Annotated in this window: 9 protein-coding genes; 3 read left to right on the top strand and 6 right to left on the bottom strand. The window is 73.2% G+C overall.

Annotated features, from left to right (window positions below; all coding sequences use genetic code 11):
- Positions 1-89 precede the first annotated feature (89 nt).
- The 3 genes from D1648_RS02395 to D1648_RS02385 are packed head-to-tail and all read left to right on the top strand — an operon-like array spanning position 90 to position 4,047.
- The gene (locus tag D1648_RS02395) at positions 90-1,640 is read left to right on the top strand and encodes an O-antigen ligase (RefSeq protein WP_122939216.1); all 1,551 of its coding nucleotides are present in this window, start codon (positions 90-92) and stop codon (positions 1,638-1,640) included.
- Positions 1,637-2,833 carry a glycosyltransferase family 4 protein gene (locus tag D1648_RS02390; RefSeq protein WP_122939215.1) on the top strand — a complete coding sequence of 399 codons (1,197 nt, stop codon included), beginning with the start codon at positions 1,637-1,639 and terminating at the stop codon, positions 2,831-2,833. The genes D1648_RS02395 and D1648_RS02390 overlap by 4 nt, the downstream gene beginning before the upstream one ends.
- A complete protein-coding gene (locus D1648_RS02385; RefSeq protein WP_122939214.1) occupies positions 2,830-4,047 on the top strand; it encodes a hypothetical protein in 1,218 nt (405 codons plus the stop codon). The genes D1648_RS02390 and D1648_RS02385 overlap by 4 nt, the downstream gene beginning before the upstream one ends.
- 137 nt (positions 4,048-4,184) lie before the next feature.
- Here the strand turns inward: D1648_RS02385 and D1648_RS02380 are convergent, their stop codons facing one another.
- Genes D1648_RS02380 through D1648_RS02355 form a run of 6 tightly spaced genes read right to left on the bottom strand, consistent with a single transcriptional unit; the run spans position 4,185 to position 11,304 of the window.
- The gene (locus D1648_RS02380) at positions 4,185-5,321 is read right to left on the bottom strand and encodes a glycosyltransferase (RefSeq protein WP_164518552.1); all 1,137 of its coding nucleotides are present in this window, start codon (positions 5,319-5,321) and stop codon (positions 4,185-4,187) included.
- Positions 5,318-6,562, bottom strand: a complete 1,245-nt coding sequence (locus D1648_RS18005; RefSeq protein WP_241155323.1) for a sugar transferase — start codon at positions 6,560-6,562, stop codon at positions 5,318-5,320. Before D1648_RS18005 ends, D1648_RS02380 begins: the two co-directional genes overlap by 4 nt.
- On the bottom strand, positions 6,559-7,764 hold the full coding sequence (locus D1648_RS02370; RefSeq protein ID WP_164518551.1) for a peptidoglycan bridge formation glycyltransferase FemA/FemB family protein: 1,206 nt from the start codon (positions 7,762-7,764) through the stop codon (positions 6,559-6,561). The genes D1648_RS18005 and D1648_RS02370 overlap by 4 nt, the downstream gene beginning before the upstream one ends.
- An 11-nt stretch (positions 7,765-7,775) precedes the next feature.
- Positions 7,776-9,002 carry a GNAT family N-acetyltransferase gene (locus D1648_RS02365; protein ID WP_164518550.1) on the bottom strand — a complete coding sequence of 409 codons (1,227 nt, stop codon included), beginning with the start codon at positions 9,000-9,002 and terminating at the stop codon, positions 7,776-7,778.
- Positions 8,999-10,144, bottom strand: a complete 1,146-nt coding sequence (locus tag D1648_RS02360) for a sugar transferase (RefSeq protein WP_122939210.1) — start codon at positions 10,142-10,144, stop codon at positions 8,999-9,001. The genes D1648_RS02365 and D1648_RS02360 overlap by 4 nt, the downstream gene beginning before the upstream one ends.
- The gene (locus D1648_RS02355; protein ID WP_122939209.1) at positions 10,141-11,304 is read right to left on the bottom strand and encodes a DegT/DnrJ/EryC1/StrS aminotransferase family protein; all 1,164 of its coding nucleotides are present in this window, start codon (positions 11,302-11,304) and stop codon (positions 10,141-10,143) included. Before D1648_RS02355 ends, D1648_RS02360 begins: the two co-directional genes overlap by 4 nt.
- Between the last annotated feature and the right edge of the window lie 2 nt (positions 11,305-11,306).

Genomic DNA, 11,306 nt, shown 5'->3' with positions numbered 1-11,306 from the left:
CGTCCGATGTGTCCGATTCTCGCTTCCCGGAGCACATCGGGCCGTCGGGCGGTTCGCCACCCCGACCGGGGACCGACTCGGAGGTCAGCATGAGCACAGCCGTTCCCGCACGAGGCGCACGGACGCCGATGCCCCGCGCCGCCGTGCCGCCGGAGCGCCCTGCACGGATCCCGCTGATGTACCGGGAGCCCTTCGAGCTGCTGGTCATGGCGGTCCTCGTAGTGCTGGGCCTGACGCTGAACCACTCCAGCGTGATCCTCGGGCTGAACCTCTCGCTCGCCGATCCCGTGGTGGCAGCGCTCGTGGCGGTGCTCGCCCTGGGACGGAAGCTGTGGATCCCGGTCGCTCCCCTGGTGTTCTTCCTGGTCCTCACGCTGCAGCTGCTGGCCGTGACCGTGGTCCTGGTCCCCTCCTGGACCACTCTGCCCGTCCCCGCCTCGGACACCGTGCTGGATCTGGTCAAGCTCGCCGTCTCCTTCCTGTGCCTCGTGCTCGGGGTGCAGGCGGTGCGCATGGGCCATGCACGGCTGGCGCTGCGGGCCTTCGTGGTCGGCGCCGTCGTGGTCGCCGCGATCGCGGTGATCACCCAGGTCGTGCCGCTGCCGGGCACGGAGTCGCTGTACTACGGGGGCTTCCGCTTCCAGGGGCTGACCAACGATCCCAACAACTACGCGGTGATGTCGATCGCGGCCCTGGCCGTGCTCTGGTACGACCGCGACGTCCGCCTCGGCGTCAGCGTCGCTGCCTCCGCGATCCTCATCAGCGGCGTGCTGCTGTCGGCCTCGAAGACCGGGGCGATCACCCTCGCGCTGCTGGTGATGTGGCGCGCGATGGGCCTGCGCTCCCCCGGCGGGGAGGACCACGTCTCCCGCGCCCGTCGCGCGCTGGCAGCGATCTGCACGATCGGGATCGTCGTCTCCGTGGTGCTGATCGCGCCGAGCACCGGCCTCGGCGGGGATCTCGCGGAGCTCACCGACGACGTCCCGGCCCTGGACCGGCTCTCGACCCTGCTGGTCAGCTTCGACTCCGCCATCGCGGGCAACGGCTCGGAGCGCTCGGCCGCCTGGGCGACGGCGGTCGCACTGATCCTGTTCTCGCCACTGCTCGGGGTGGGGATGGGCACCTATCTCACGGTCGCGGTCGAGACCACGGGCCACGAGGTCCTCGCGCACAACACCTATCTGCAGATCATGGCCGAGTGGGGTCTGCCCCTCGCGATGATCTTCCTGATCTGGGCGGCGCGGGCGACCCTCCTGAAGCCCGGCGGCACCGCCCACCGCGCCGTGTGGGCCACGAGCTCGACCGCCTTCCTGGTGCTGATGGTCGGCTCGGTGGGCCTGTCGCTGAACAACTCGCGCCTGTTCTGGTTCCTCCTCGGCATCACCGCCGCGACCCACATGCTCTCCCCGTCGCGGCGTCGCGGCACGGAGCGGGCAGGAGCCGACGAGGAGCGGTCCGCGGCCATCGCGACGCAGCCGCTGGGCAGGCAGCTCGCCGCCGCGACCCGCCGGGCACCGTCCACGACGGACACGGGCACCGCCGCACCGTCTGCCCCGACGAGGTCGTCCCCGCCGTCGGCCTCCGCCTCGCCGTCCGCGCGCCGCTTCGAGCCCTTCCCGAGCCCCGGAGGCCCACGATGAAGCTCCTTCACGCCACGACGGTGCCCACGACGCTGAACTTCCTGCGCTCCCAGCCCGCGCATCTGGCCGCGCGCGGCATCGAGGTCACGCTCCTGTCCTCGCCCGGCGCGGAGCTCGAGTCGATCGCGGAGGAGGAGGGCGCCCGCGCGCTCTCCGTGCCGATGCACCGAGGTTTCTCCGTCGGCGCGGACCTGCGGACGCTGTGGCAGCTGGTGGGCATCCTCCGCCGGGAGGCTCCGGACATCGTCCACACCCACACGCCGAAGGCCGGCCTGCTGGTCACGCTCGCGGCCCGGCTCGCGCGCGTGCCGCTGTGCATCTATCAGATCCACGGCCTGCGCTTCCTCACCACCTCGGGCCTGCAGCGCAGGATCCTGAAGGCGACCGAGCGGATCTCGACCGCCGCCGCCCACCGAGTGCTCTGCGTGAGCCCCTCGGTGCTCGCCCTGGCCGAGGAGGAGCACGTGATCCACCGGGGCAAGGGTGCGGTGCTCGGCGCCGGCACGATCAACGGCGTGGACCTGCGCGCCTTCGACCCCGCGCCGCTGCAGGAGGAGGCCGCCGCGGCCCGGGAGGAGCTCGGAATCCCGGCCGACGCGCCTGTGGTCGGCTTCGTAGGCCGCCTCGCCGCGGACAAGGGCCTCGCCGAGCTCGCCGCGGCCTGGGGCCGCGTGCGGCAGGAGCAGCCGGAGACGCACCTGCTGCTGCTCGGCGGCCCGGAGGAGACCGACCCGGTCGCCCCCGACGTCATGGCGGCCCTGGCGGCGGACGCTCGTGTGCACCTCGCCGGTCACCGTCCGGACGTGCGCCCGTATCTCGCCGCGATGTCGGTGCTCGCACTGCCCTCCTACCGCGAGGGGTTCCCGCAGACCCTGCTCGAGGGCTCCGCGATGGGCGTGCCCACGGTGGGCAGCGACGTGCCCGGGGTGCGCGATGCGGTCCAGGACGGGGTGACGGGGCTGCTCGTACCGGTCCGTGATCCCGACGCCCTCGCCGAGGCGCTCCTCGGGCTGCTGCGCGACCCGCAGCGCCGCAGCGCCCTCGGCGCCGCGGGGCGTGACTGGGCGCGCGCGAGCTTCGCCCAGGACGCCGTGCGGGAGCGCTTCCTGGAGTACTACCTGGAGGCCGCGGCCGCGCACGGCGTGGCGACTCCGGCGGCCCCGACCACTGCCGACCGCGTGAGGACCCCATGAAGAACACGGCCTACCTCTGGATGATCGCCGGGCAGATCGCGACCACCGCGGTCATCCAGGTGCTCCCGATGCTGACCCTGTCCGTCCAGGGCTATGCGCGCTTCGCGATCGTGTACCTCGCCTTCGCCGGCTTCCTCGCCCTGCAGTACGCGACGATCTGCGACGTGTGGGCGCGCCTGCTGCGCCGCGCGGGGGGCGTCACGGTGCAGCTGCGCGATTACCAGGCCTCGCTGACAGCGCTGACCTCGCTGAGCGGCCTGACCCTGGGGCTGGTCGCGCTGCTGTTCACGGGCGACGTGCTCTTCGCCCTCGCCGGCGGTCTCGCCACCGCCGTCTCGATGTACCGCAGCGGCATCGCCTACCGACTCATCGCCGAGGACAGGATCCGCTTCGCGGGCGTCACAGACCTGCTCGGTGCCTCGATCGCGGGGATCGTCTCGCTCGGCCTGATCGCCACGGGGCACTTCTCGACCACGGTCGCGCTGGCCTGCTGGGCGCTGGCCTCGCTGGGCGCCTCGGTGCTGGCACGGATCGCCCCGGTCGCGGACGTGCGCGCGGCCGTGCGCTGGTTCTCCGGGAACCGGGGGGACATCGCGCTGCTCTCGGCCGAGGCAGCGATCAAGACCGTCGAGACCGTGGGCACGCCCTACCTCGTGGGCGCGGCCGGCGGAGCCCTGCCGCTGGCCCTGCACCGGGCGGCGTCCTCGCTGACGTATCCGGTGCGCCTGGTGCTCGAGATGCTGCGGGCGAGGATCATCTCCGGCGCGATCGGCGGCGGGCTCCGGGCGGTCGGCGCGATCGCCGTGATCGGGCTGCTCGCGGGCTCCGGCGTGGGCGGCGGCCTGGTGGTCCTCGGCTCCTGGGGGATCCTGGGCGGCGACACGATCGTGGACGCGCTGGCACCCCACGCCCTCGCCGTCGGCGCCTGGATCCTCACCATGGCGGTGTCTTCCTTCGTGCAGTTCGTGGGGCGCGGGCGACTGGACGGGCGGCGCCTGCTCGGCAGGCGCCTCGCCAACACCGTGATCGTGCTCGGCGTGACGGCGGGCGGCGTGATCCTGTTCGGCGCAGGCGCCGTGATCTGGTCCGCCGCCCTCGCGGAGCTGCTCGCGGCCGGGCTGTGGATCCTGCGCCGCGGCGAGGAGGTGGCCCGCGACTCCGACCGCGCGGAGACCACCGCCGACGAACGCGTGGCCGACCCGCAGGCCGCCTGAGGGCGCAGCCGCCGACACCGGCGCAGTCACCGGCACGAGCACACCGGCGGCGGGAGCGGACTTCGTCGTCCGCCCCCCCGCCGGTCGCTGTGAGCCGCCGGCCCGGCCCACCTCCGGCGAACCGGCAGGCCCGGGTCTCAGGCGGCGTAGACCCGGCCGCGGGGGAAGCGACCGGAGCGCACGGACTGCGCGAACTCCAGCAGGGCGTCCGCGGCGTGGACGTAGGAGAGCGTGGCGGCATCCGGGAGCGTCGGCCCCTCGCCGCGCGCGGCGCTGAGCACCCGATCGGCGAGCGCCGCGATGTCGTCCTCCGGGGCGAGCTGCACGGCGGGCAGGTCCCGCACGCCCTTCACATCGAAGCCCACGGTGGGCAGCCCGATCGCGATCGCCTCGAGGCCCACCCGAGGCAGGCCCTCCCACCGGGACGTCTGCACCAGCACGTGCGAGCGCTCGAAGTGCGGCACCGGATCGGCGACGCCGTGGCGGCGCACGAGCCCCTCGATCTCGCTGCGCGAGCTCGGATCGTCGAACAGCTCGCCCGTGCCGAGCATGTCGAGGGTGACATCGACGCAGCGATCGCGCAGGTGGTGGACCAGCTCCACAGCGGCCGCCGGGTTCTTGCGGAGGGAGAACTCCCCGCACCACACCAGGCGCAGCGGCTCCTCCCCCTCGCGCCAGGCACCGTCCTGCCGACGCACGAAGCGCTCGGTGTCCAGGCCCACCCCGCCCAGCAGGCGCAGGCGCGGCGTGCTCGCGGCGTGGTGGTCGAACCATTCCTGATCAGCGGAGTTGATGCACACGATGCCGTCGGTGCGGCGCACGAGGGCGCGTTCGACGAGCCGGAAGGGGAGATCCGCGAGGCGGTCCCCGTTCCAGTGCAGACCGTGGCAGAAGTACACCACCGGCACCCCCACCCCGGCGGTGCGCACCAGCATCGAGGCGGTCGCGGTGTTGGTGATGACGACGTCGATCCCCTTGGCGCGCACCCACTCGCGCAGCTCGGCGCCGGCGCGCCGGTTGCGCAGGGCCGGCCTGCGGGTGACGGAGGGGAGCACCGCAGCGTCCTCGAAGGTCTCCGCGAGGGAGCCGGCGGCGCTCTCCACGACCGCACCTTGCTCCCGCCACCGCTCGGCGATCTCGAGGAAGAACGCATCGAGCGTCTCCCCCACGGAGGTGAGCAGGCCGATCACGGGGGCATCGACCCTCGGGTCCGACGAGGACGGCGCCGCCTGGGGCTTCGGCTCCGCGCTTCCTGTCACGGCGCTTCCAGTCACGTCAGGTCTCCTTCTCCACAGGAGCTGAGCGGCGGCGCTTCCGACCCGATCAGCCCGATGTCCGTTTTGTCCAGTTCGCGGGTGTTCCACTCTAGATGGTCCAGGGGCGGCGCGGAAGGGTCCCCTCCGGGCCACATCGACACCAGCGGCGCCGGCGGCGGGAACCCTGCCTGGGGCCGCTCGACGAAGGCGAGCAGCGCCGGGGCCCGGCCGTCCATCAGCACGGGCGGGTGCTCGTCGGTGGGGAAGCGGCTCCCCGAGCCCGGCGCGACGAAGCCGTTGCGCTCGAGGGCCTCGCGCAACGGGGCGGCCGGCTCGACCTCCGGCGCGAGACCGACCCAGGTGACCCGTTCGCGGGCGCGCAATCGGCTGATCAGCAGGAGGATCGACTCCTCGAGCAGCACCCCGCCGGTGACCGCCTCGACGCCGAGCGCGATCATGGCGATCAGCACCAGACCGCCGCCGAGCACCTGCACCGTACCCTGCACCAGCACCCGTCCCTGCCGGTCGCGGCACTGCCAGCTCCCGTCGGGACCGAGCCCCTCGAGCTCGAGGTCGGCAGTGGACTGCGGGCCGGGGAAGTCCGTGCTCGCGGTCAGCCCTCCCTCGTACTGGACGCCGCGACGCCCGAGCACGACGCCGACGGTGTCGCGGAGGATCTGCAGGTCCAGGAGCGGGCCGAGCCGCTGGACGTACTCCTGGTCCAGCTGCATCCGCGCGTCCCACTCGACCTCGTTGCGGCCGTGGACCTGCGCGTGGCCGGTCAGGCCCGCAGGGACGGTGTGCCGGGCGAACTGCTCTCCGCCGAAGCGGCCCAGGTAGTAGGTGGGCAGCGGGCGCGGACCGACCAGGGCCATGTCTCCGCGCACGATGTTCCACAGGCTCGGCAGCTCGTCGAGGCTGGTGTTGCGGATGAACCGGCCGAAGGGCACCAGGCGGTCCTCGTCCTCGTCGCTCCCCGGCGCCCCTGCATGGCGCATCGAGCGGAACTTCCACAGGGTGAAGATCCTGCCGCTCTGGGTCATGCGCTCCTGGGCGAAGAGCACGGGCCGCCCCATGGTGAGCCGCACGCCGATCGCGACCAGCGCCATCGGGATCGCCGCGAGGACGAGTCCGCCCAGGGCGAGCACCACGTCGATCCTGCGGCGCAGGCGGAGATAGGCCAGCTGCCTGCGGGTCAGGCGCACGGGGCGCACGCGCTGGACGGGGCCCGCGTAGGCAGGGCGTCGAAGGGTGTTCACCACCACTTCCTTCCTCTGATGGTCCGTGGCACCCGATCCGTGAGGTGCCGTGCTCGGGAGTACAGCGACAGGAGCCGCGTGAAGACCGCATGGAGCAGCGGGGAGAGCACGAGCTCCCAGCCTCCGACGTACTCGCGCACCTCCCCGCCCATGTCCGCTTTGAACAGCAGCAGGCCGGCCTCGGGCCCATCGGCCTCGAGCGACTCCGCGACCCCGCCGATGTCGAGGTCGTCGGCGCCGTCGGCCCGGGCCTGGCGGATGATCTCGGCGTAGACAGCGTTGGAGGCCTTGATCCGGCGCTTGAGGCTGCCGTTCGCGGCGAAGATCCCCTGCGCATGGCCGCCCGCCTGGGCGGTGCCGTTGGCTGCCAGGAGGTCCCCGTCGTGGAGGGCGAGGTGGAGGTGGAAGCGTCCGGGCTGCTCGCCGGCCAGCGCGTCCCACATCGCCTCGAAGTACTCCAGCGGGTGGGTCTCGAAGCCCTGCCGCTCGGCGGTCTCGGTGTACAGGCGCTGCACGGCGGGGAGGTCCTCGCGCGTCCCCTTCACCACGACGACGCCGTCCCGCTCGGCCTTGCGGATGTTCTTGCGCCAGGCGCGGGTCATGCCGGCGAGCACCTGCTCCTCGGTGCGGCCGCGCAGCGGGATCCACACATTGAACAGCGGCTGGGTGGAGTCGAGCACCCCGCCCTGGGGCAGGTGGTGCCATCCCGCTTGGGCCAGGGCCTCGCTCGCGCGGCGGCCGATGGGGTCCTCCCGGTCCGGTGCGACCTGCGACCAGAGGGTCGTCCCCGGCTCGGCGAGCGCGGCCTTGACGGTCGCCGGGCCCCAACCGCGCAGGGACAGCGGGGGCACGACGACGAGCGTGAAGATGTGCCGCGTCCGGGCGTAGGCGCGGAGGGCCTCGAGCAGCTCGGGGAGGTCCCCGTGCTCCCAGTCGAGCACGGGCCCCTGGGGCACGATCGCGAAGCTGCGGTGGAGCAACGGGAGGTCGCGGGTGCGGATCAGGGCGACCCCGGTCAACGTCCCGTCCTGGCGGTACCAGCCCACGAGCTCGGGGTGCCATTCCCGGCTGCGGGCCCTCCCCCACTGCGGGCTCTGCTGGTAGCCCGCGTGGGGGGAGGCGCCGAGGTAGTCCCAGTAGGTTTTCTCGTCGATGCTCCGCACGGTGGTGCGGGCGCCCCTCGTCGGGGCGGCGGCGCGCACGGCCCGGTTCCTCAGTCCGCGTCCCCGGCGGTGGCGGTGGGCCGCGCGCCCTGGTCAGGGACTGCGTGACCGTCGTCCCGGCGCGAGTAGGCGCGGTAGAAGGGGAAGAACGTGCACTGCTCGCGATGCTCCTGGGCGGGGGCGCACAGGCGCTCATAGGTCTCGGGCAGGAAGACCTGCTCACCGGTGAAGTAGGCGCGGTCGCCGTCCCGGGTGAAGCCTCGCTTGAAGTGCAGCAGGCTGTCGTCGACGGTGTTGGTGATGCCGCCGGCGAGGTTGTGCTCCCGACTGCCGGCCTCGCGGGCGACGAGCATCGCGCCGACGGCGGCGAGGGTGGTCGCGTTCCCCGCGAGAGCCTCGGTGAGGGTCCCCGCGATGTAGGCATAGCTGGAATCGTCGCGGAAGACGATCATCTCCGCGGACTGCGGCACGCCGTCCACGTCGGCGAAGACGTAGGCGACCTGGCCGGGCACCGCACGATGGATCATGCGCAGGAAGTCGGCGCTGACGTGGAACTTCTCGTGCGCGCCGCGGCGCTGCATCGTCTCGGCGTGGATCGGCAGGAAGTCGGCGATCCCGGACTCGTCGCGCACCACGCGCAGGGTCATGCCTTCCGCGAGCGCCTTGCGGTAGCGGCGGCGCACGCTCTTGTGGAGCGCGGCGATGACGTCCTCCTCGCTGAACCCGTCGAGGTCGACGACGATGTGCGGTGCCTGCTCGCGCAGCGTGCCCGGATAGGGCAGGCGGTGCCTCTCGACGGGGGTGAAGCGGATGATCTCGCTGACGATCCCGTGCTCGTGCGCCCATTCGCGCATCGCGGCCCAGAAGGTCGCCATCGCCGCCTCGTCCACGCCGGAGCCGAGCGGGCCGCCGTAGACCAGGGGCGTGTAGAGGTCGTGCAGCTCCTCGTCCAGGGGGTTCCCGGCCGCGTCGTGGGTGATCGGGCGGACGATGAAGGCGTAGTACACCTCGATGCCGTCGGACATCGTCATCACCGCGCACATCGGCCGCTCGCCCTCGCCGGCGACGGCCTCGATGTAGTCGGGGTGGGTGAACAGGTCGCACTGGCCGGCTCGCTCCCACGCCTCCGTCCAGCGGCGGCGCTCGACGGGATCAGCACCGTCGAGCACCTCGAAGACGACGTCCGGCGGATCCTCCAGGATCCGGCCGGCCGCGTGGGCGGCCTCGGGGCCGAAGTCGCAGACGATGCTCTCGAAGATGCTCGTGGAGATGCTCATTCGGGGCTCACCTCTGAGTCGGTCGACAGGGGATAGGGGCGGGCGAACCCTTCCTCGGGCAGGCCGAGGAAGGCGATCAGGGCAGGCGCCCCGTCGGGGACCGCGACGGGCGGGAGGTCGGCGGTGGGATAGCGGACGGGTGCGCCGGGGGCGGCGTACCCGCTGCGGGCGAGCGAGGCGGCCAGCGCCGGGGGCGGCTCCTCGCCGGGCGCGAGGCAGGCCCATTCCGCCCGGTGCACCGCCCGCAGGCGGCTCGCCAGCAGCAGCAGTGCCTCGTCCAGGAGCTGCGCCTCGGCGCTGACGGCTCCCGCCCCCGGGCGGATCCGCAGCTGGACGAGCCCGGGCTCGAGGAGCGTCGCAGTGCCCTCGAGGATGCTGCGGTCGTCGCGGTCGCGGCAGGTCCAGGCGCCCTCGACGTCCGGACCCTCGAGCTCGAGGTCGGTCGTGGACTGAGGGCCGGGGAAGTCGGCCATGGACACGCCGCCCTCGTCGGTCACGCCGTGTCGGCGCAGCACCGCGCCGAGAGTCGCGGCGAGGATCCGCAGATCGAGCACGAGCCCGACCCGGCGCACGTACTCCTGGTCCATCGTGAGGCGGTCGTCCCAGGCCAGGGAGTTGCGGCCATGGACCTGGGCGTAGCCGGTCAGCCCTGCGGGGACGGTATGGCGGGCGAACTGCTCGGCGCTGTAGCGGCCGAAGTAGTCGGTGGTCAGCGGGCGGGGGCCGACGAGGCTCATGTCCCCTCGCACCACGTTCCACAGGCTCGGCAGCTCGTCGAGGCTGGTCTCGCGCAGCAGGCGCCCGAACGGGACGAGGCGTGCGGCGTCGTCGTCAGAGCCGTCCGGGGCGACGTGTCGCATCGAGCGGAACTTCCGCAGGTGGAAGATGCGCCCGTCCTGGGTCATGCGCTCCTGGGTGAACAGCACGGGGCGGCCCATGGTCGCCAGCACGCCGACGGAGATCGCGAGCATGGGCAGCGCGGAGACCGCGAGCCCGATGCCGCCGAGGACCGCATCGGCCCGGCGACGGCGACGGAGGTAGCCCCGCTGCGCCGGGGAGAGACGGATCGGGCTCAGGTGCTGGATCGGGCCCACGATCGCGCGAGCCCTCCGGCCCCGGCCCGGTGCGCCCGGAGCAGTCATGTCGCGGCCTCCGTCAGGGGCGGGGCGATCTCGTGGGCGGCGAGGGCGGCGCGGAGCGTGGCGTCGATCCGCGCGCACTCCTCCTCGCTGAGCGCGGAGCCGCTGGGCAGGGTGAGGCCGGTGCGGAAGAGCCGCTCGGAGGCGCCGGTGACCTCGGCGGGGATTCCGGCGAAGACGGGCTGGAGGTGCATCGGCTTCCACAGGGGCCGGCTCTCGATGCCCGCCGCGGTCAGGGCGGTGCTCAGCGCGGCGGCGTCCGTCCCGGCGAGCTCGGGGTCGACCACGAGCGCGGTGAGCCAGCAGTTGTCCTGCTCGTCGCCGTCGCGCTGGAAGACCTCCACGCCGGGCACGTCCTCGACGATCCTGGCGTAGGCCTCGCGGCGCACACGGCGGCGGGCGATCATCCCGTCGAGCCGGCGCAGCTGGGCGTTGCCCATCGCGGCCAGCAGGTTCGAGAGGCGGTAGTTGAACCCGATGTCGCGGTGCTCGTAGTGCACGGCGGGCTCGCGTGCCTGGGTGGCGAGGTGGCGGACCCGGGCGGCGGCGGCCTCGTCGTCGGTGAGGTACATCCCTCCGCCGGAGGTGGTCATGACCTTGTTGCCGTTGAAGGAGAAGATCGCCGCGTCGCCGTGCTTGCCCGCAGGCAGCCCGGCGTGGTGGGCGCCGAGGGACTCGGCGGAGTCCACGAGCACCTTCGCACCGGCGGCGTGGGCGATCTCGACGATGCGGGTGTGGTCGGCGCAGCTGCCCAGGAGGTCCACGGGGACCACGGCGGGGACGGGCACGCCCTCCTCGCCGAGGCGCGCGAGCACCCGCCCGAGCAGCTCGGGATCCATCTGCCCGGTCTCGGGGTCGGAGTCGACGAAGTACGGGGTCGCGCCGGTGTAGCTGATCGCGTTCGCGGTCGCGGCGAAGGTCATCGTCGAGGTGGGGACCACGTCCCCGGGGCCGACGCCCCAGGCGAGCAGGCCCAGGTGCAGGGCGCTGGTGCCGGAGGCGAGGGCGACGGCGTGGCTGCGGCCGATCCGCTCCGCCATCGCGGCCTCGAAGGCGTCGACGGCGGGGCCGAGCGGGGCGATCCACCCGGAGGCGAAGGCCTCGGCGACGGCCTCGCGCTCGAGGTCGGTGACGTCCGGGCCGGACATGAGGATGCGTGCCATGG

It is taken from the genome of Brachybacterium sp. EE-P12 (assembly GCF_003711805.1).
Lineage (GTDB): Bacteria > Actinomycetota > Actinomycetes > Actinomycetales > Dermabacteraceae > Brachybacterium.
This window is presented reverse-complemented; position numbering and strand designations above follow the sequence as displayed.

Excerpts from the sequence above, each read along its gene's own strand:
- D1648_RS02395 (WP_122939216.1), top strand. The coding sequence starts at position 90 with ATGAGCACAGCCGTTCCCGCACGAGGCGCACGGACGCCGATGCCCCGC.
- D1648_RS02390 (WP_122939215.1), top strand. The coding sequence starts at position 1,637 with ATGAAGCTCCTTCACGCCACGACGGTGCCCACGACGCTGAACTTCCTG.
- D1648_RS02385 (WP_122939214.1), top strand. The coding sequence starts at position 2,830 with ATGAAGAACACGGCCTACCTCTGGATGATCGCCGGGCAGATCGCGACC.
- D1648_RS02365 (WP_164518550.1), bottom strand. The coding sequence starts at position 9,002 with ATGAGCATCTCCACGAGCATCTTCGAGAGCATCGTCTGCGACTTCGGC.
- D1648_RS02360 (WP_122939210.1), bottom strand. The coding sequence starts at position 10,144 with ATGACTGCTCCGGGCGCACCGGGCCGGGGCCGGAGGGCTCGCGCGATC.
- D1648_RS02355 (WP_122939209.1), bottom strand. The coding sequence starts at position 11,304 with ATGGCACGCATCCTCATGTCCGGCCCGGACGTCACCGACCTCGAGCGC.